Here is a 19513-nt window from a genome sequence, read left to right as displayed (position 1 = left end):
CAGAGGCTGATTTTCCTGCGCTCAATCACGCTCACCAGCTCAAACAAGGAAAGGATTAAAGTCAATTTTGAAAAAATCCTTTAAAAATAAAAAGTCAATAAACCATAGAAGGAATAAAATACGTTTAGGGCATTGTGGTGTGCCATTAAAAAAAAACAAATATGAGTCCCAAATCTGATGCTTCTACTAAAATATTAGGATTTAAATATCAAGAAATGGTTGCTTTAAAGGAGTGCTTTGAAGCAAAAGATGGTACAAAAATCTATTTAGAATGTTTGGGAGATGTTTCAGACGGAAAAACATCGACAGAGGTTAAACATTCAGTTAATGGTGAAAAAAAACTAATTGATACGCATATTGACTTTTGGAAAACTCTTTCTAATATAATAACAGAATATGATACTTATCGTTTTTATAACAAATTCATTCTTCACACAACAGCAGAAGTAAAAAAAGATTCAATATTTGAAAAATGGAATGATTTAAATAAATCTGATAAACAAAAGAAAATAATTGCTGTAAAATCAAATGAGACAATAAAAGCATATTACAATAATGTAAAAGCATTTGACAAAAATAACTTAGAAAACCTTCTTGATAAATTTGAAATAAAAGAAAATCAAAAATCTGCCAAAGAATATTATCAGGATTTATTAATTGGCCATACCGTAGTTATAAATAATATCGAGCCAAAAAACCGAGAAGAATTTATTTGTTCTATGTTTGGATATGTTTCACTGCAATTAGTAAATGCTATAGACTATATATGGGAGATAGATATAGAAGCATTTAGAGAAAATTTTCGGTCTTACGCAAAAAAATATCTAATTGAAGATTTAAATTTTCCAATTTCAAATGCTTCTGCTGACGATTCTGCAAAAGATAATTTTCATTTTGTAAAAAATTTAGAGAACATCCAATATGAAAGAAAAATTGGTAGTTCAATGGCTAATTATTTAAAAGCTTCTGAAAGTCAAATTAAAATGATTGAAGCCAGAAATAGCTTATGTGAAAATCTTGACAACTTTGATGATGACATCAAAGACGTTATTCTGGAGCTTAAAGATAGTCATTTAGATCAACTAACTAAAGACTGTGACACTAACGAGAAATCAAGAAGGTTTTTTGACGATAGTATTAACAAAATTTCTTCACAAACCAAAATAGAAGGTATTACAAATATAAGACCTTATTACCCTAAAGGTCGTCTATTACACAACGTAGAAATTAAAACCATTGATATTAACCTAAAATCAGAAGATGAGAGCAAGTGATATAGAAAGGTTAGTATTTTCACCATTTCATATTAGCAAAATTTTACATCACTTTTTATGTGGTGCTAAATCTGTGAATTCAAAATCTATAAAGTCCGAATTGGTATATCTTGTTTTACCTTTTATCTATAATCAGCAGACTCAAAACAGATTAAAGCATTTAAATAAAAATTCAAAATTCAATCCTTTTATTCAAAACAAGGAATTTGACGTTTTTAGAAGCTCTTTAAATCAAAAGATAAAGGATTATCGAGAAATAACAAATACAGCAATAATTGTTTTATCCAATGAAATTGATTTAGAAATAAATAAATATTTAATAGCAAGTACTGATATTCATTTCAATAATGAAAAAGATATTTACTTAAAAAGTATATATAAATCATCATATAATTTAGGTGTGATTTTGGGAAAGGAGCAATATTTATCGGTTTTTAAAAAACTTAGAATTATAGAAATATGAGCGTAACTATAAAAGAAATTGCTGTTTTTAGCAATACTGGAAGTAAACGATTTATACCATTTAAAGAAGGTCTGAATATCATAACTGGGGATTCTAAGACAGGTAAAAGTGCACTCATCGAAATAGTTGATTATTGTCTATTTGCCTCCAGGTCAAGTGTTCCTGTTGGAAAGATTACCGATTTTGCCGAATTATTTGTAGTCGTTTATAAAGTAAACGATTTTTACATTGTTATTGGCCGTCCTGCTCCAAAAACAGGCAATATGTCAAGTGCATACTTAAAAATAGAAACTGACCATAAAACAATTGAAGATATTAAGTATGATTATTTTAATGACATTTCACTTAAGCCAATCAAAAATGATGTTCAAACTGATTTTGAAGAATTACTAGGTTTGTCATTAAAAAAGTTAGAATCAGATTACGAGAGTTTTGGAAAATTATCAATTAGAGATACAGTTTCTTTTCTATTTCAGCATCAAAATTTAATTGCAAACAAACACGCGTTATTCTATAGATTTGATGATTTGGTAAAACGTAAAAGAGTTATTCAAGCTTTACCTGTTTTACTAGGTGTAGCTGACAGTGAATATTATCAATTGGTAAAATTAATTAAGGAGACTGAAAGAAAAATAGTTGCTGAACAAAAAAGTTTTAGAAGGCATTCAACAAAAAACATTAAACCAAACTGATAACATTAGAGACCAAATAGAAATTTATTATACGATGTTAAACCTAACTCTTGAAGAAGGGCTTTCATTACGCGAATTAAAAAAGATAGGTTTAAATCTTCCTGTTCCACCAAAAATCCTTATTGACCAAACAAAATCATTTACTAAAATAGCACAATTAGAAAACGAAAGAGAAGTTCTCTATGTTGAGAAAAATGAAATTGAAAATGCTATTTCCAGTCTATTATCAAATTCAGATGACAGTTTAGATTACGCAAAACATCTGAGACAAACTAAAGCTAAACAAAATTATAATACTTCAATAGGTGAATTGGCTTGCCCACTTTGCGACAATTCAGTTTCCCACATCAATGAGAAAATTGATAAACTAAATGAATCAAAAAACCAACTAATTGAAGAGCTTACAAAAGTAAACACATTTTCAAAAGACAGTTCACAGATACTTGAGAAATTTAGAATAGATAAAAAAGCTGTAGCAACAAAAATAAAAGCAATTTCTAACAACATTGAAATACTTACAAAAGAGAATGTTGATATAGAAACAATAAAAGGAGAACGAGAATCAATAATACACCAAAAAGGTGTTTTAGAAACAACAATCAAACATCTTTTAGAGTCTAACGATTTATCTAAATTTAATTCCGATTTAGTAAGCTTAAAAGAGCAACTTAAATCTTATAATAAAAAGTTATTGAAGTATAAAGATTTAAAGCAATTCAAATCTGAAACAGAATTATTTATAAAAGAACAAATGGATAGGATTGCAAGCAAATTGGATTTTGAAGAAGAACTCCAACCTATTGATTTTCATTTTAATATTGATAATTTTAATTTTTATCATAAACACAAATCAGATAAGATTAGGTTGGATGAGATGGGAAGTGGAGCAAACTGGTTAGCCTGTCACCTTTCTTTATTTTTATCTTTCTTGCATTTAACTTGTAGTAAATCTAAATCAATAATTCCTTCTTTCTTAATGATCGACCAACCAAGTCAAGTTTACTTCCCGAGAACCGCTAATAAAACTGAATTAAACGATTTAGAAGATGAAGAAAAGTATGATGAGAATATCAAGCAAGTAATAAATATATTCAAAGTTTTAAATGAAGAAATTGAGTTAATACATAAAAACACAAATATTAAACCTCAAATAATAGTGTTGGAACACGCCAAAGAGAAAGATTTTGAAGAATTCATAATTAAAGATTGGATAAAAAGCGAAGGTGGTGGTCTGATATAAAAAAACAAACTATTACACTCGCCAGCTCGTACAGTTTTTATACGGGACGTTGAGTGCAGAATTGGTACGGTAAAGGGACATCCTTTACAGAGTTAAAGGGACATAGTTTACACTTTTAAGATTCATAAATTACTTGAAAAAGTGATTTATCATGGTCTGGAAAGCAAAAACTAAAATGGAACAAAAGGTAGAATTCATTCACGAATGGTTAACTCAAAATTACACCATCACAGAACTTTGTAGGTCATTTAATATATCCCGGCCAACTGCTTACAAGTTGATTTCCCGCTATGAAAAAATGGGATTATCAGGATTAATTGAACAAGAAAGAGCGCCAATTAATCATCCCAACAGGACCAATTCTAAAGTTGAAAGTTCGATACTGAAACTCAAGGACAAACATATGCTCTGGGGTGCTAAAAAGATCCGCATTTTGTTGTTTAAAGAGCATCCGGCAGAACTTATTCCAAGTGTGGTCACTGTCCATAACATCCTCTTTAAAAATGGCCTGGTTAAATCTCAAAAGAGAAGCCGCAGAGTTAAGCCAGTATTCCCCATTTTTGATCCCAAGAAGTGCAATGAAGTTTGGAGCGCAGACTATAAAGGAAAGTTTTTAATGGGCAACAAAATATACTGTCATCCACTTACCATTGCTGATTCTAAGAGCAGGTTTTTGTTTACAGCGAAAGGACATTATAAAGAGAACTTTCAGTCTGTCAAGCAAGAGTTTACAAAGGTTTTCAGAAAGTATGGCATCCCAAAACAAATACATACCGACAATGGAAGTCCCTTTGGATCTGTGTCTGCTATTCAAAGATATACCAGGCTGTCCTACTGGTTTATCGAGTTAGGAATTGACCCGGTTTATTCCGACCCGGCACGACCAGATCAAAATGGGCGTCACGAGCGTATGCACCGTGATTTAAAGGCAGCTTGCGCAAAACCTTCATCATTCGATCTGAAGGCTCAACAACGTAGTTTAAACCGCTTTGTAAAAGAATACAACCACGTTAGGCCTCATGAATCTTTAGGAATGAAAACACCTGCCGATTGCCATGATTTTTCTACCAGGCCGTACCCTGAAAAAGTCCGCAATTATGACTATCCTGCAACCATGAAAGTGATGAAAGTATGTCAAAACGGATCACTAAGGTGGAAGTCGGTGTACTGGGTATTTTTAACCTCAGGACTTAAGGGAAAATACATTGGAGTAGAAGACCAGGGAAACGGAATCTGGAGGGTATTTTACAGAGAAGTATTTTTAGGTTACTTTAACGAAAAGAAAATAAGAGACAAACAAGTATCAATTAGGCTAAGTCAGAATCTAGTGTAAAGGATGTGCCTTTAACTTTGTAAACTATGTGCCTTAACGAACAAATTAAAAAATAAATATGTTATCAAAAGAATTTCTCGAGGAATACTCACTTTTTAGAAAGTATTTAATCAATCCTAACTCTAAATTAGAGTTTGTTGGTAAGTGGGATAAGACCCCAATTAATATGCATTGCCCCCAATGTGGGTCCAATCAAACATTTATAATGACAAATGAATTCTACCATGAGGGATATCAAAAAGACAATTATTCTGCAAGTAACAGGGTTTTAGATTTAAACTATATATGTACTTCTTGCCAGGAATTTGAGAGAAAATTTTATGTATATATATCTAATGATATTGATTATATGTATAAAATTGGACAATATCCTGAATGGGAAATAAAAATGGATTCTAACTTAGAAAAGGTTCTTGGAAATCACGCTAAAATTTTTAGAAAGGGATTAGTTTGTGAGTCACAAGGGTACGGAATTGGGGCATTTGCATATTATCGAAGAATTACCGAGAATATAATTGATGAACTTTTAAATTCGATTTACGACCTCATAGATAACGAGAACCAAGAAGTTTATAGAGTTGCGTTAAATAAAACAAAGGAAACAAGAGTCACACAAGAAAAAATAGATCTAGTAAAAGATTTGATGCCAAGTATTTTAAAACCAAACGGATTAAATCCATTAGGGGTTTTACATAGTGAATTAAGCGCAGGTTTACACGCAGAGTCTGATGAGGACTGTTTAGAAAATGCAAATCACATTAAAAGTATTTTAATTTTTTTAATCAATCAAATTATTCAAAGTAAGGAATCCGCTAAAAATTTTTCATCGAGTATGAAATCTTTACTTGATAAAAAAAGTAAACAGTAACTGCATAAAACAATTGCTATAAGGAATTGCTTGTTCCTGCCTACTTCTAAAAATGCTCCCGGATTTTAAGTTTGGTGTGTACTTGCAAATATAATTACCAACTCACGCAACTAATATATCCGAAAGAGAAGAAATAAACATCAACTAAGGCCAGAAAACTGGAAAACAAGATCTGCTCGTCTTCATCAACGGACTTCCGCTCATTGTTTTCGAATTCAAGAATATGTTTGATCCCGAAGTGGGCGTGGAAAACGCGCACTTAAGCAAATTGGGCATTACTTTCAGGATATTCCGCAGTTGTTTGATTACAATGCCATCACGGTAGTTTCAGATGGACTGGAAACCCTGCACGGGATGTACAACTCTTCCCTGAAGTGGTTTGCTCCGTGGAAAAGTCTGCACGGGGATGACCTTCAGCAGAAACAGGAACTTCAGCTGGAAACCTTGCTGAAGGGATTATTTCCGAAGAAAACCTTATTAAATTACCTGCAAAACTTCATTTTCCACGAAGACCACAACGGGAAAATAGTCAAAAAAGGCGCAAAATATCACCAGTACTGGGGCATCAAAAAAGCGGTGGACTCTGCGGTAGAAAATATAAAACCCGCGGGTGACGGCAGGCTGGGAGTGATCTGGCACACTCAGGGATCGGGTAAAAGCATTTCGATGGCCATCCTTACCGGGATCCTGCGGCAAATGCCCGAAATGAAAAATCCCACCATCCTCATCCAGGTAGACCGCAATGATCTGGACCAGCAACTTTATGAGAATTTTGTGCTGTGCAAAGACCTGGTGGGCCACGTACAACACGCCGATACCACAGATGAGCTGCGGGCCCTGCTGAGCACCGATGGCGGCGGGGTGATCTTTACCACCATTGAGAAATTTCGGTTAAAAGAACTGGCTTCGGAAAAAGAGCTCTCCCACCCTGTACTTTCTGAACGTACCAACCTTATCGTGATGGCAGATGAAGCCCACCGCACCCAGTATGGGTTCCATAGCGGCGGCTTTGCGCAGAACATAAGACGCGCCCTGCCCAATGCCTCCTTTATAGGCTTCACCGGAACTCCCGTAGATGGCAAAGATGCCGATACCCAACAGGTATTTGGCCCCACCATTCACACTTACGATATCAAACAGGCCGTGGAAGACGGTGCCACGGTGCCTATTTATTACGAGCCAAAAATGGTTCCGCTCAACATCAAAGCCAAATACGACAAGGAGCTGGATGAAATGGAAGAAGATGAGGACGAGGAGAACAATGCCGTTTGGGCCGCGATAGAAGATGCCGCCGGGGCTGCAGACCGCGTGGAAAGAGTTGCCAAAGACATCCTCACCCATTTCAAGGCCAGGACCGAAAGCCTGGAAGGCAAAGCGATGATCGTTTGTATGAGCCGCAAGAACTGCGTAAAGATGTACGACGCCCTCACAGACCTGGAAGCTTGCCCTGAAATAGCCGTGATAATGACCGGGAACATCAGCAAGGATCCACCTAGCCTGGAATCCTCACATACGAACCAAAGATGCGATGGAAGCTATAAAAAAGCGTTTCCGCACGCCTGAGGATCCGCTGCAGATTGTGATTGTTCGCGATATGTGGCTCACGGGATTTGATGCCCCCTGCGCCCATACGATGTATGTGGATAAGATAATGAAAGGCCATAACCTGATGCAGGCCATTGCAAGGGTAAACAGGGTTTTTAAAGACAAACCTAACGGACTCGTAGTAGATTTCATAGGCATCTCCGGCTTTCTTGCCGAAGCCACCAAGAAATACACCGCAGGCGGCGGGGAAGGAAAACCCACTTTGGATCTTGAAGCCGCGGTGAAAATTTGCCTGAAACAGTTTGAAAAAGTGAAAGATCTGATAGGTGATTTTTCTGCGGAAGGCCTCAATGCAATGACCGATATGGACAAGATGAAATGGTCCAGCGGAGTGGTGAACAATCTTCTGAAATCTGATCCTGTGACCGATGCCTTTTTGCTCGAAGAGCGTAAACTGGCAGAACTGGTGGCAATGACCAGTTCAGATCCGCGGATTTGGGAGATTCAGGAAGAGCTGGCAATCATTCAGAAGATCAGGCAACTTATCAGAAAGATCAAATTCCCACCCGGTCCGCGCAGGGAGAAGAACGAAAAGATAAAGGACCTGATCAGCAAATCCCTGGAATCCCAGGAAATTGTGGACCTGGCAAAAATGTACAACCTGGATAAGATCGATATTTCCATAGTAGACGATAGGTTCCAGGCCATTGTAAAAAAAAAGGCGACGAGAACATCAAAGTAGAATTGCTGCGCAGGATCATTAATGACGAGATAAGAGTGCGAATGCCCAAGAACATCCGCCGGATGCGCAAGCTGAAAGACGAGCTGGAAAAAGTCTTGAGCAATTACCACCGTAATTCCCTGGATTCCATCGCCGCCATCAAGCACCTGCTGGATATCGCGAATGAATTTCAGCAGGATGACATCAGGACCAAACAACTCGGCTTAACTGAAGACGAACTGGCCTTTTATGATCTATTATCGGCCAACGAAAAGTTACTCAACCAATCCGGTCCCATCCAGGACCTGGTGCATACAGTAGTAGCTTCCGTCAAGAAAAACCTGCAGCTCGACTGGACCAAAAAAGAAGACGCCCGCGCCGCTATTCGGCTGGCAGTGAAGAAAGAATTACGGGGCAAAGTGCCATTTTCGGAACTGGATAATTTGCTGAAGGAGGTTATTGAACAGGCAGAGGGGCAGTACGGGGATTGGCCGATGGAGGCGTGATAATTCAAGGTTCAAGGTTCAAGATTCAAGATTCAAAGTTCAAGATTCAAAGTTCAAAGTTCAAGATTGGGGATTAAAAAGTGGAGAGAGGAAAGTGGAAAGAGGATAGTCAGCACGCGGGAATCCGTTCTTTGCTCGTCAATTTCATGGTTTTTTCCTCTGCACGTCAGTTCGAGTGTCTCCTTTTGGAACGACAGTGAAAAAAGGAGATGTATCGAGAACAGGTTGGAAGTTCTGAACTCCCTCGTGTGTTCTCGATACAATTTCTTACCCGTTGGCGCGGATTTGCAATCCGTGACAACGACCTCATTCATGTTTAGGGAACTGATGGTGGAAACGTCCAAAGTCTCTCGGATAGATCCAATTTCTTAGCGTCTATAGGATTAAGGGCTATATTCAGGATTTCTCCAATATCTCCATCAACCTAAAATTAAGATACAATTTTTCTTTCCCAACCTTTTCGGAGGTTAAGAACCCCGCATCCTCTAATTCCTTCAAATAATTTCCTACAGTTTTTGGGGTTCCTAAACCCGCATCAATTAAAAATTGACGTTTTGTATAAGGCAATCTAAAGAGTATTTCTATTAAATCTTTAGAATAGACTTTTGGTAGCGTCTCCTTTACTTCATCGGTAAAAGTTTGCATCAAACCATTCACTTGATTTAAAAGTTCCAATCCTTTATTTGCAGTAAAAGAGATCATTTCAAGCATATACAATATCCATTCTTCCCAGTTATATTTCTCTGTTACCTGCCGTAATTTCGAATAGTAATCTGCCTTGTTTTTTATGATATATTCACTGAGATATAATGCCGGAATATCTAAAAGTTTTTCAATTTTTAAATAAAGCAATAGCAAAATACGTCCTGTTCGACCATTTCCGTCAGTAAACGGGTGAATCGCTTCAAATTGATAATGCATTATTGCCATTTTGATTAAGGGATCGAGGGCATCTTTTTCGTTTATAAACTTTTCAAGATTGGCTAATTTATCTCGTAACACAGCCTCACCTGTGGGCGGTGTGTAAATAGTTTCGCCTTGTGGATTTTTAAGACTGGTGCCGGGAGTGGTCCTAATTCCTGAGGTATTTTTCTTTATACTTTGTACAATCTCAATGCACAAATTAGTAGTGATAAAAGGTTTTTTGTCAATAGTTTCTAACCCCTGCCATAATGCCTCTTTGTAGCTGATTACTTCTTTGGTTGAGGGGTTGTCAAATGTTTTATCTGCCACAATAGCTTATACAAATCATCATTTGTCGTGATGATGTTTTCAATCTCAGAACTGGCTTTAGCTTCCTGTAAGTTGATAGTGTCCAGAAATAAAGTGGGATTGGGTAAATTCATTAGCATCCCATTTAATTTTGCCAATGCCCTACTGGCTTCTATCGTTTTGCGCAGTACCAATATTGTTTCTAATGAAGCTTTAGGTGGCAACAAGGGCAGATTATTATAAGACTGATTTCTATTAAAATCTTTCATAGATACAGAGGTAAAATTAATGTTTTCAAACAGGGGTAAATATAGTCATTATTTACCTTCGTGCCTGTATCAAGAGTAATATTTACTTCCGTCACCATACCCTAAAGATGTTGCAGTCCATCCTATTAAGTACATCTATAAAAAAGCCCTGAAGGGGGCTATAAACTAACTACTATGGGTCAATCTCTTGTAAAAAAATATCTTCACCTTATTTTCCGCACTAAACTTTTTTGCTCGTCAACTTCATTGTTTTGGACCACTACACGGCAGTTCGAGTGTTTTTTTCTGAAGCGACAGCGGAAGGAAAAAATGTAGCGAGAACAGGTTGATAGTTCCAGACTTTTTCTGGTCTCGATGCAATCCCGAGGACTTAGGATCACTCGACCTGACGGGAAAATTAAAACCAAAGGAGTGGAATATGCAAACTTCTACTGGCAGGATGGATATGGAGCATTTTCGGTAAAACCTTCAGAAGTTGACAGAGTCGTTGCCTACATCGCTAACCAATGGAGGTAACGCAAAGTGGGGAGACTTTGCGCAGCGGATATGTAGAAAAAGGAGGATATGGAAAAGCCTTCTTCATAGTTGGGGCTATCCGAAACCTAAAAATTTAAACCTGGTGTAACAAATAGACCACATCAGTCGTCAAAGCTATGCTATAGATCCTAATTTTTAAATGCTGCTTATGAGCTTTCTCTCAAGATTTGAACAATTTTTTATAAAAGTAAAGCAGAATAGATGGATCTGGCTTTTTTCTATCTTCTGCAGGGTTTCCCTGGCTTTCGGATTTTTGGCGGGAGGATTTGTAAAGATCATAGGCGAACGCTTCGCCAGCGGCTTATCCATTATTCATCCTATGGGTTCCTATTTGAACGCCCTGCACTTTACTAAGTTACTACTACACATTTATTGGCATTGCACAAATACTGGCAGCAGTTTTTTTGCTCATCCCGAGACTGGTGTTCTTAGGAGCACTCCTGTATTTTCCTATAATTCTCAATATTTTTATTCTGTCGTACGCAGTAAGATTTGAGGGTTCTTTGCTCACTTCTCCTTTGATGCTTTTAGCAAACATCTTCCTCCTCTGCTGGCACTATGACAGGCTCAAATTTTTACTTCCAATTAAAGATCCGCAGCCTGTAAATCTTCCAAAGCCAATCAAATACAGCAATAAATTTCCCATAAAATTTGTTCTTGGCTCAGCATCTGCAGTGGCAGTAATAATTGCTGGTGTAATTAGCATGAGCACTTATGCAGTAATGCCCGAGAATTCAAATGGGGACTGTATTAGTAGGTATGAAGGTACTAACAGAACCACTGCAGCTGCGGAGTTTTGTGATTGCGTGCACAATAAAGGATTACCGCTTGACACCTGCCTGGAGATTTATGAAAATACTCCTGATGATGTCGCGACCACTAATAAGTGAACTAACGCACCTTCCCTCTTCCTGCACAATTATTTAAGTTTGGAAAATGGCTTTTAATTATAGAAAGTAAGATTATTCTGAATATTCAGTTTTTTCCAAAGTTTCCGAAGAAAATTTAATTGATTCGGACTTTGCTCTTTAATTAATACAGAGGCTTAATCCCTATTGGACGATGAAATTTCCTGGCGCTTTAATGCACTCCAGTAAAAAAACAATGGTTATAAGTCTCTTCAATTTCTTCGGAAATACTCTGTAAAAGTTTATTGTAATAGATAGAAAGTTTTTAGAAGCTGATGAATTTCAGCTATTTAAATCGGAAGAATTTTATGAAAAAATTATGATTTATCATTACAATTTTATTCATTTACATGATTCAATAATTTTGGTTATCACCTTTTATTTAAAGTTTTATGTTGAAGATCATATTTTCATTTTGCCTGACCTTAGGCTTCCTTTCTTCTGGTTTACAGGCTCAAACTTCGCATGCGCAACGTCCTGAAGTATCTGGAATTGAGGAATCAATGGGCGCAGACAATCTGGCGTACAAATGGGGTCGTATTGCTTTGGATGCTACTGCCAGTGATACCGAAAAATTTAATCCCCGTCCTACTATTTCTTCCCGAATTCTTGGACTTATTTTTACTGCGGTTTTTGATGCCTGGTCCCGATATGATGAAAAAGCCATTCCCGTATACCTGGAAAATGTTGAAAGAAGACCTAATACGGAACAAAACCTAAAGAACAAAGAAATTGCAATTAGTTATGCTGCTTATCGCGCTATGAATGAGTATTATTTTAGCGATGAAGAAATGTTCCGGAAATTTATGGTAGAGCTGGGATTGGATCCGGACGATGAAACCCTTGATCCCACCTCCCCCATTGGTATTGGTAACCTGGCAGCAAAGGCTGTTATAGAAGCAAGACGTAATGATGGCGCCAACCAGTATGGTGAAGCAGAAGGTTCCAGCGGAAAACCTTATTTTGATTATACTTAGGTTATCAACCTGTGAACACTGCCGATGAAAATATAGATATTAACCGATGGCAGTCCAAATATTTCTCCGACGGTAAGGGAGGACAATTTGCTCCAAAATGTCTTACCCCATATTGGGGAAAAGTAAAACCCATTGGATTAAAATCGGGGGATCAATTTCGTCCCGGGCCTCCTCCTTTAGTAGGTTCCAAGCAACTCCAAAAGGAAGTTGAAGAGGTAGTAGAAATGCAGGCAAATCTTACCGATGAGCAAAAGGCTTTGGTGGAATTTATGAGAGACGGTCCTCAATCTGTCCAACAAGCGGGGCACTGGCTTAAATTTGCACAGGAGGTTTCTATTCGAGATCAACATACCCTGGATGAGGATGTGAAAATGTATTTCTTAAATCAAATTACAGCAATGGACGCCTTTATTGCTTCCTGGGATTCAAAATTATATTATGATTTTACCCGGCCTTATGCACTCGTTCATGAGTATTACAAGGACAAAACGATCACGGGCTGGGGAGGGCCCGGAGTAGGAATGATTGAAATGAAAGGCCAGGACTGGCGACCTTATTCTCCCGATACATTTTTATGTCCGCCATTTCCCGGTTACACCTCCGGTCACAGTACTATTAGCGGTGCCTGTGCTGAAGCTTTAAAGTTATTCACCTAAGCAGCGATGAATTTGGATCTAAAGTAACGCTCATCCCGGGAATTTTAACCGAACCTGATAACCTGGGTGAGGCAGTCACAATTGAATTTCCAACTTTTTCTGAAGCAGCAGAACTGGCGGGAATTTCAAGAGTTCTGGGAGGATATCACATTCAGGCAGATAATACAGCGGGCCTTGAACTGGGAAAAAATGTGGCCCGGGAAAACTGGAAGTTTTATAAGAAACATATTGGAGAAAAAACCAATCTGGCTATGGATTAATTTCTGAAAGATATTGTGAACCGCATTACAGCATATACATTTTCCGGATTATGGGAGTTTTTAAAAATTTAACTAATTATTTCTCAAACATGAATTCTTCCGAAGTAAGAGGAATTTTTCCTATTCCTACTTTAACTCATTAATCTAATTCACTGCACCTGGGTAATAATGGATCTTCAGAAGGATATTAAACTATTCCTGATTGAGGAAGAAGATACTCCTGCTTTCTAATTTTTGATAAAAAATAATAGATAGCATCTTAAACTTTATTTTCCCGTAACTCCGGAACAGGCTGGCATTCTGGCCGCGACAATGGATTTTTAAAAGAAAAAATCGAGGAACACCTAAACAATAAGGAGCTTTATTTTCTGATAAACAGGAAATAAACTCATTGGAGTTGTGAGCCTAAAAAATATAGAGTGGAGAGTCCAAAAATGTGAAATTGCGTATTTAGTGGAAAGTGGTTTTCAGTGGAGGGGAATTATTTCGTTTGCTCTAGCCTGATCATAAATTATTGCTTCACATAGCGTAAAATGAAAAAAAATATGCACTTGTAGTTGAAAATCACCCCGGAAGCAAAGCAGTATTAGAAAAAAATGGTTTTAAGCAGGAGGGATTCTTAATTAAAATTACCGGAATGTTTATGGTTCTTTAATTAATCCCTTTAATTACGCCAAACATAAATTAGGAACCTGCTTACTTATCGCCAGAAATGGCAATTTGTAGAGGTCATTTATCATCATCAGTAAGCTCAAAATTGAAAAATTAACAGCTTTTTTAAAGTGAATGTTTAGCCTGGTGGTAGAACCCGCCCTTGTGCAGCGGGAAACATTATACAGCTCTTATATAAAACTTAAAAATTGGTCTCATATGACAGGTTCTTCATAGTATATAATACCTTGCGTCCTTATTGACCTATCTAAAAAGAACGTGCAATGAAGAATGAGCTTTCCAAAATGATGTGCCTTGATTTGTACCTATCCTCCCTTTCCAAAAAGGAATATAAAAATATAGAACCTCATTTAGAAAAAACAGAAGAGTTAAATATGCCCCTGGTAAGCTGGGATATTTTTGCACAGTCTTATCTTAAAGAAATTAAGGAAGGAAAAAAGAAAGGTGATGTGAAAAAGCTGGCTCATTTTGCCGGGAAATATAACTGGAGGATCAACATTGCCAAAATTTTGATGGAGCAGGATTATGAGGCTCTTGTACTTACCGATGTCTCCCAAAAAATAATTTGGGTTAATAAAGGATTTTCTGAAATGACAGGTTATTCCGCAAATTTTGCAGTCAACCGCTCCCCTTCCTTCCTTTCAGGTCCCGAAACTTCTGCTGAAGGTAGAAAGAGAATTGCCGAAAAATTAAGCACGGGAAAACCGTTTAAAGAGGTAATTGTGAATTACAAAAAAAACCAAGATAAATACAATTGTGAGCTAAACATAATTCCGTTGTACGGGAGTGAAATAATGCATTACCTGGCCCTTGAAAGGCAGGTAGGATAAATCATTCCTTTGGCTTAAAATAAGATGTAAGATTTCCTCCTATGGGAGGATCAATTATCTCCTCCCACAACTTCGATAAGATTAATTTCAAAAATTAAAACCGAGCCACCGGGAATGCTTCTGTAATTTTGAAAACCATAGCCAAGATGAGAGGGTACTAAAAGCAACCCACTTCCACCTTCCTTAAAATAAGTAATTCCTTCAGTCCATCCCTTTATAACCTGCTGTAAACCAAAGGAAACCCCTTCAGAGGTACTTTGGTCGAAAACCATACCGTTGGTGAAATAACCTTTGTAAGCCACACGAACTCTATCTGTTGCAGTTGGGCGCTCCCCTGTACCTTCGTCTTCAATGATATAATATAATCCTGAAGAACTTTTTTCGGCCTCAAGATTATTCTGTTCAAGGTAGGCCTTAATCTCTTTATCATTTTCAGTTATATAATCTACAGGTTCATCATCATTGCCGCAGGAAATAAAAAAGATCACGAGGAGTGCAAAGAAGGTATTTTTCATAATTTTTTTGGCAAATATACCTAAGTTATCATTTTCTTCACGCCTGTCCCTGAAATTTCTTGGTTCACTCCTAAAAATAAATGAAGATCTATAATTAATACAGGAAATAACTAGGCAAATTCTACAGGATCCGGACCTTGAAGAAGGACTTCTACAATTCTATCCAGTTCATCGGAACAACTTTCTGAAGTTTCTACTCCAACTTGAGCTAATGCTGCAAGGTTTTCTTTAGAGGCATTATCCATATCCACGTCTGCATTTCCCAAACTTGATGGCTGGATGCGAATATAGCTATTGGCTTTATTCCTGGCGGAAAACATCCTGGACAAATGGTAATGGGTGGTTTCAGCAGCACCGGACATCATAATATCTATAAGCGGTTTAATCCAACCCACTGCACCCCAGTTTTTGGCCCTGGTGTATTTATAGGATTGATGTTTGCTACTGGTACCCAGAGAGACCATAAACATTTCAGCAGCGGTAGGATTGTCTTTGGCATTGCGAACTTCAGAATATGCACAAAGGGAAGGATTATTGGCATAGACGCCGCCATCAATAAGGGGATAGGTAACCCCACTGCAGGATTTCACAATTGCAGCTTCAAAATAAGTGGGTGCAGCCGAGGTTGCCCGGCAAGCATCCCTAACTAAAAAATCCCTTCCTTCTCCCTTTATAGCAGGATCATGTTGAGCAAAAAAATAAGCCGATCTCCTGTCAATGTCATAGGAAGGGATAATACAGGGTTTTATTAATTCGCTTATTTTAAGGTCCCCAAAATATTTTCTAAGATACTTTTCCAGGGCGTCTTCTTTGTATTTTTCATCCAGATACCCGTTGGCAGCTTTTATCTTTTGCCAAAGATTCACACTAAATATTTCTTCCCCATGGTTCATATAAAGATTTACTGCCTCCTGAGCCGAAAATTTGGCTTTGAAAGGATCTTTTTCTGAAGGACAAAGGCAAATACAGGTAAGTATTCCACCTGTACTTGTTCCTGCGAAAAAATCAAAATAGTCCGCGAGCCTGGCTTCAGGATCACCTGATTTTTTTTGTAATTTTCTTTCCATGGTCACAAGTATCTGCCCCGGAATAATACCGCGGATACCCCCACCATCAATGGATAATATTTTTTTCATGGTGTTATGAGTTATGAGATTTTATTTAAATGCTTTTCACTTTAGCTTTTTAAAATAAAGCTTCTAACGTAGGGACTTTTGTTGCTTAGCCTTTATAACTTCAGGCTCTCCCTAATATAACACAAATCCGGATTTTGTGAGTTGTACTTCAATAATATTTTTCGATATTCCTTTCGTTATAAAGCTTTTACACTTTAGAAAGTTGCTAAATTAAAGTTTTATGTGAATGAATTCTGGATAGGAGGCCCATCTGCCAGTTATGCTATGAGAATAGTTAAATCTGTTTTCCTGTTTTTCTAAGACTGAAAAAAAATCAGAAAACAATTTATTTAACCTGAATCTAAGGTCACAATTTAATTATTTATGAGAATCATTAAATACAGGTCTGTGGGAAGTGATCTTCACTTTGCTTTCCGAAGAAATTGAAACTTATTGAAAAAAAACGAGCCACCCCAAGTGACTCGCTGTCAAAGAAGGGATAACCCCTTACCCCCTAAGCTTTGAATGGGTAAGATAGCATGAAGTTGTGCTAAGAAAATTATAATTCCAGTTAACAAAAAAACAACTTTTTGAGTTGAAGTTAGATTTTCGGTTACTTCCCAGGAGATCTTAAAGTGTAATGATTGTAATAAGATTTACCCTTAATTTTTTTAAGGTCTGAAGTTTTTTTGCCTCACAAGCCCTAATATTTTCTTTAGACTCCTCATAAAAAAAGAAAACAGACCTGGAAAATTAAAACTTAATATCCTGTATATAAGAGTGTTTAAAGGATAATTTTTTAATTTTATTGATAACCACGGCAGGTGGGTCTTTGGCTTCTTATACAGAACTCAATGGAACGAGCCTAAATTTAAGTTTAGAGAATTTTTATACGGACAAGGAGAAAATCCTGACTATTATGATTTCCTTGGGCATCAATGCAACAACAGGATAATTGGAGATATTACTTTCTGCTTCATAATTATCCCTATTGTAAAAATTTTGTTTTCTATATGTAATTAAGCCTGTTTTATACTTTCAGGATTAGTAGGAATTTGAATGAAAAAAATTAATATTATGGAAATTATCAGGCATACAAAAAATTCAGAAAGCGAAGTTCTCACAGTCGCAGGTAGTGAATACAGGATTCTGGTAGACGGGGAACAAACAGGAGGAAATTTCGCGGTAATTGAAATGAATATACCCCCAGGTAGTGGTCCCGGTTTACATTCCCATAAAGATATACAGGAAACATTTTATGTCGCTGCAGGAGAGGTTGATTTCTATTCAGAAACAGGAACTACCAGGGCCTTACCCGGTGATTTTATTGATATTCCTCCCGGTGGTGCTGTTCATGCTTTTAAAAACACATCAAATGAACCCGCCAAATTAATTTGTACAGTAATGCCTACGGGACTTGAAGAAATGTTTCGGGAGGTTAGTAAATTTGGAATGGAAAAAGCAAAAGAAATTGGGGAACGCTACGGCAATAAGTTTTACCCTGCAGATTATTTTAATAAATTGAAATAAAAACCTGCATTACAGTTTTCAGTTTGTTGTAACCAAATTGCCTGTGAGAAAATAGGCTGCAAACTTTAGATTATTTTTCCTTTATTCTGAAAAAGGAAATTTCAAGAAAACTTTTATACTTTCTCACTCTACTTTTTCATACACGATATTGTAATCACTTTTTGTATTAGTGCTGAAGCCACTAAGGACTAAGGTATTATTAGAAATTCGTAGTTTATCACATTTTCCCGCTTCCACCATAACTAAAATGATATCATCAGGCTTAACCGTTTTAATATTGTTGACATTAAAAGGGCATTTGTTTTCAACTTTGAATTCTTCAAATACAGGTTCCTCCACTACTCCCTCTTCTATAAATTTTACCAGGCTGTCTTTAAAATGAGCCACCCGAAATGGATATTCAGATTCCCTCCAACTGCCTTGCAATTTTTCAATAATTTCTTCCCGAATCTGGGGTGAGAGTAAATTTTCAGCTTCCTGAGAATTCGTTATTGTATCAGTATCCTGAGTATCTGTAGGGGAATTATCACTTCCGTTCTTGCACGAGAACAAAAGAACCGCAATCAAGACCTGCAAAAAAAAGATTTTAATCCTCATATCTTATACTTTGATTTTTAAACATTGGAGCAACTAAATATTGACTTTTTACCACTATTTATTTAAACCTACTAATTGTTAGATTCGCATTAAATGCCTGCAAAAGGTAAGCAACAAACAGATGGTCGTACTATATTCCTTTTGCTGAGCTCTTTTCAAAAGGAACTTTATTAAAATATGGGGTAAAAATCATTTTAAAATAAAGAGGTTTGATTGGCAGTACCAACAAAGAAGAGGGCTAAAATGGACTTCCCCTGCTATACCGCGGCAGGGTTTTTGTACACCTTCCGCTGGTTTCACGCCAAACCCCTCCTATTGATGAGACCTCAGTTTATAAGCATTACATAAATTTTCCTTAAATGCCGGGGGCTTTTCACCCACTTTTCTTAAAATTACTTTTATTTGTTATTCCTGAGAGAAAATATTTTTCAGGAATAATCCAGTTAGCACTTCTTAATGTCATCTTCACAAAATTCCGGTAACCGCACTCCTGTTAATCAATTTCAGAAAGAAATAGATTTTTTAAAAAAGGTTGCAAACCTAAGTCCTGATCTCTTATATATAATTGATCTTCAGGAAAAAAAAGTTGTCTTTGTCAATGACAAAATAAAGGACATCCTGGGTTTTGATCCTAAAATTGTTTACGAACAATGGCAGGAAATTATGAAGACAATCTTACACCCCGATGACAGAGAGAAGCGCTTGGAAAATCTTCAAAAATGTATTAGCTCTTCAAGCGAGGAGATATTTGAAGTAGAAGTGCGTTTAAAAGTTAAAGATGCTTAAGCTGGCA

Annotated in this window: 20 protein-coding genes and 1 pseudogene; 16 read left to right on the top strand and 5 right to left on the bottom strand. The window is 36.8% G+C overall.

Features of this window, described 5'->3' with window-relative positions; genetic code table 11:
• Nucleotides 1–161 precede the first annotated feature (161 nt).
• The 8 genes and pseudogenes from LZ575_RS01130 (at nt 162) to LZ575_RS24155 (ending at nt 8642) form a co-directional block, all read left to right on the top strand.
• A complete protein-coding gene (locus LZ575_RS01130; RefSeq protein WP_235327796.1) occupies nt 162–1274 on the top strand; it encodes a hypothetical protein in 1113 nt (370 codons plus the stop codon).
• Nucleotides 1261–1737: a three component ABC system middle component gene (locus tag LZ575_RS01125; RefSeq protein ID WP_235327794.1), complete on the top strand. Its 477-nt coding sequence runs from the start codon at nt 1261–1263 to the stop codon at nt 1735–1737. Before LZ575_RS01130 ends, LZ575_RS01125 begins: the two co-directional genes overlap by 14 nt.
• The gene (locus LZ575_RS01120; protein ID WP_235327792.1) at nt 1734–2429 is read left to right on the top strand and encodes an AAA family ATPase; all 696 of its coding nucleotides are present in this window, start codon (nt 1734–1736) and stop codon (nt 2427–2429) included. Before LZ575_RS01125 ends, LZ575_RS01120 begins: the two co-directional genes overlap by 4 nt.
• A complete protein-coding gene (locus tag LZ575_RS01115) occupies nt 2374–3669 on the top strand; it encodes a DUF3732 domain-containing protein (RefSeq protein WP_235327790.1) in 1296 nt (431 codons plus the stop codon). Before LZ575_RS01120 ends, LZ575_RS01115 begins: the two co-directional genes overlap by 56 nt.
• 151 nt (nt 3670–3820) lie before the next feature.
• Entirely contained in the window at nt 3821–5002 is a 1182-nt protein-coding gene (locus LZ575_RS01110) for an integrase core domain-containing protein (RefSeq protein ID WP_235327788.1), read from the top strand.
• Nucleotides 5003–5060: 58 nt separating this feature from the next.
• On the top strand, nt 5061–5870 hold the full coding sequence (locus tag LZ575_RS01105; RefSeq protein ID WP_235327786.1) for a hypothetical protein: 810 nt from the start codon (nt 5061–5063) through the stop codon (nt 5868–5870).
• A gap of 297 nt (nt 5871–6167) precedes the next feature.
• Nucleotides 6168–7433: a type I restriction endonuclease subunit R gene (locus LZ575_RS01100; RefSeq protein WP_235327784.1), complete on the top strand. Its 1266-nt coding sequence runs from the start codon at nt 6168–6170 to the stop codon at nt 7431–7433.
• Nucleotides 7399–8642 (top strand): annotated as a pseudogene (locus LZ575_RS24155) (type I restriction enzyme endonuclease domain-containing protein). Before LZ575_RS01100 ends, LZ575_RS24155 begins: the two are co-directional and overlap by 35 nt.
• Nucleotides 8643–9038: 396 nt before the next feature.
• Here the strand turns inward: LZ575_RS24155 and LZ575_RS01085 are convergent.
• Together LZ575_RS01085 and LZ575_RS01080 are read right to left on the bottom strand one after the other, a co-directional pair.
• A complete protein-coding gene (locus LZ575_RS01085; protein WP_235327778.1) occupies nt 9039–9875 on the bottom strand; it encodes a Fic family protein in 837 nt (278 codons plus the stop codon).
• Nucleotides 9833–9988 (bottom strand): Fic/DOC family N-terminal domain-containing protein, encoded by a 156-nt coding sequence (locus LZ575_RS01080; protein ID WP_235327776.1) that lies wholly within the window; start codon nt 9986–9988, stop codon nt 9833–9835. Before LZ575_RS01080 ends, LZ575_RS01085 begins: the two co-directional genes overlap by 43 nt.
• Before the next feature lie 489 nt (nt 9989–10477).
• Between LZ575_RS01080 and LZ575_RS01075 the strand changes: the two genes are divergently transcribed.
• The 6 genes from LZ575_RS01075 (at nt 10478) to LZ575_RS01050 (ending at nt 14963) form a co-directional block, all read left to right on the top strand.
• On the top strand, nt 10478–10639 hold the full coding sequence (locus tag LZ575_RS01075) for a transposase (protein ID WP_235327774.1): 162 nt from the start codon (nt 10478–10480) through the stop codon (nt 10637–10639).
• A gap of 169 nt (nt 10640–10808) precedes the next feature.
• The gene (locus LZ575_RS01070; protein WP_235327772.1) at nt 10809–11156 is read left to right on the top strand and encodes a hypothetical protein; all 348 of its coding nucleotides are present in this window, start codon (nt 10809–10811) and stop codon (nt 11154–11156) included.
• A 25-nt stretch (nt 11157–11181) separates the two neighbouring features.
• Nucleotides 11182–11550 carry a hypothetical protein gene (locus tag LZ575_RS01065; protein WP_235327770.1) on the top strand — a complete coding sequence of 123 codons (369 nt, stop codon included), beginning with the start codon at nt 11182–11184 and terminating at the stop codon, nt 11548–11550.
• Between the two features lie 410 nt (nt 11551–11960).
• The gene (locus LZ575_RS01060) at nt 11961–12545 is read left to right on the top strand and encodes a DUF6851 domain-containing protein (protein ID WP_235327768.1); all 585 of its coding nucleotides are present in this window, start codon (nt 11961–11963) and stop codon (nt 12543–12545) included.
• A gap of 11 nt (nt 12546–12556) precedes the next feature.
• Nucleotides 12557–13201: a vanadium-dependent haloperoxidase gene (locus LZ575_RS01055; protein ID WP_235327766.1), complete on the top strand. Its 645-nt coding sequence runs from the start codon at nt 12557–12559 to the stop codon at nt 13199–13201.
• 1195 nt (nt 13202–14396) lie between these two features.
• Nucleotides 14397–14963, top strand: coding sequence for a PAS domain-containing protein (locus LZ575_RS01050; RefSeq protein ID WP_235327764.1), 567 nt, complete (start codon nt 14397–14399; stop codon nt 14961–14963).
• 50 nt (nt 14964–15013) lie between these two features.
• Here LZ575_RS01050 and LZ575_RS01045 read toward each other — a convergent pair whose 3' ends face one another.
• Together LZ575_RS01045 and LZ575_RS01040 are read right to left on the bottom strand one after the other, a co-directional pair.
• Nucleotides 15014–15478, bottom strand: a complete 465-nt coding sequence (locus LZ575_RS01045) for an FKBP-type peptidyl-prolyl cis-trans isomerase (protein WP_235327762.1) — start codon at nt 15476–15478, stop codon at nt 15014–15016.
• 110 nt (nt 15479–15588) lie between these two features.
• A complete protein-coding gene (locus tag LZ575_RS01040; protein WP_235327760.1) occupies nt 15589–16614 on the bottom strand; it encodes a patatin-like phospholipase family protein in 1026 nt (341 codons plus the stop codon).
• A 1056-nt stretch (nt 16615–17670) separates the two neighbouring features.
• Between LZ575_RS01040 and LZ575_RS01035 the strand changes: the two genes are divergently transcribed.
• Nucleotides 17671–18123, top strand: a complete 453-nt coding sequence (locus LZ575_RS01035) for a cupin domain-containing protein (RefSeq protein ID WP_235327758.1) — start codon at nt 17671–17673, stop codon at nt 18121–18123.
• Nucleotides 18124–18246: 123 nt separating this feature from the next.
• Here the strand turns inward: LZ575_RS01035 and LZ575_RS01030 are convergent, their stop codons facing one another.
• Nucleotides 18247–18699 (bottom strand): hypothetical protein, encoded by a 453-nt coding sequence (locus LZ575_RS01030; RefSeq protein ID WP_235327756.1) that lies wholly within the window; start codon nt 18697–18699, stop codon nt 18247–18249.
• A 477-nt stretch (nt 18700–19176) separates the two neighbouring features.
• On the opposite strand from LZ575_RS01030, the gene LZ575_RS01025 reads away from it, so the two are divergent.
• Complete coding sequence (locus LZ575_RS01025; protein WP_235327754.1) at nt 19177–19506, top strand: PAS domain-containing protein; 330 nt, start codon at nt 19177–19179, stop codon at nt 19504–19506.
• The last annotated feature ends 7 nt before the right edge of the window (nt 19507–19513 follow it).

The organism is Antarcticibacterium sp. 1MA-6-2 (assembly GCF_021535135.1).
Lineage (GTDB): Bacteria > Bacteroidota > Bacteroidia > Flavobacteriales > Flavobacteriaceae > Gillisia.
Note: the sequence above shows the minus strand (reverse complement) of the source record. Positions and strands in the feature narration are given on the sequence as shown.

Excerpts from the sequence above, each read along its gene's own strand:
- LZ575_RS01050 (WP_235327764.1), top strand. The coding sequence starts at position 14,397 with ATGAAGAATGAGCTTTCCAAAATGATGTGCCTTGATTTGTACCTATCC.
- LZ575_RS01060 (WP_235327768.1), top strand. The coding sequence starts at position 11,961 with ATGTTGAAGATCATATTTTCATTTTGCCTGACCTTAGGCTTCCTTTCT.
- LZ575_RS01125 (WP_235327794.1), top strand. The coding sequence starts at position 1,261 with ATGAGAGCAAGTGATATAGAAAGGTTAGTATTTTCACCATTTCATATT.
- LZ575_RS01075 (WP_235327774.1), top strand. The coding sequence starts at position 10,478 with ATGCAATCCCGAGGACTTAGGATCACTCGACCTGACGGGAAAATTAAA.
- LZ575_RS01110 (WP_235327788.1), top strand. The coding sequence starts at position 3,821 with ATGGTCTGGAAAGCAAAAACTAAAATGGAACAAAAGGTAGAATTCATT.
- LZ575_RS01070 (WP_235327772.1), top strand. The coding sequence starts at position 10,809 with ATGAGCTTTCTCTCAAGATTTGAACAATTTTTTATAAAAGTAAAGCAG.
- LZ575_RS01130 (WP_235327796.1), top strand. The coding sequence starts at position 162 with ATGAGTCCCAAATCTGATGCTTCTACTAAAATATTAGGATTTAAATAT.
- LZ575_RS01025 (WP_235327754.1), top strand. The coding sequence starts at position 19,177 with ATGTCATCTTCACAAAATTCCGGTAACCGCACTCCTGTTAATCAATTT.
- LZ575_RS01045 (WP_235327762.1), bottom strand. The coding sequence starts at position 15,478 with ATGAAAAATACCTTCTTTGCACTCCTCGTGATCTTTTTTATTTCCTGC.
- LZ575_RS01065 (WP_235327770.1), top strand. The coding sequence starts at position 11,182 with ATGCTTTTAGCAAACATCTTCCTCCTCTGCTGGCACTATGACAGGCTC.
- LZ575_RS01040 (WP_235327760.1), bottom strand. The coding sequence starts at position 16,614 with ATGAAAAAAATATTATCCATTGATGGTGGGGGTATCCGCGGTATTATT.
- LZ575_RS01105 (WP_235327786.1), top strand. The coding sequence starts at position 5,061 with ATGTTATCAAAAGAATTTCTCGAGGAATACTCACTTTTTAGAAAGTAT.
- LZ575_RS01120 (WP_235327792.1), top strand. The coding sequence starts at position 1,734 with ATGAGCGTAACTATAAAAGAAATTGCTGTTTTTAGCAATACTGGAAGT.
- LZ575_RS01080 (WP_235327776.1), bottom strand. The coding sequence starts at position 9,988 with ATGAATTTACCCAATCCCACTTTATTTCTGGACACTATCAACTTACAG.
- LZ575_RS01035 (WP_235327758.1), top strand. The coding sequence starts at position 17,671 with ATGGAAATTATCAGGCATACAAAAAATTCAGAAAGCGAAGTTCTCACA.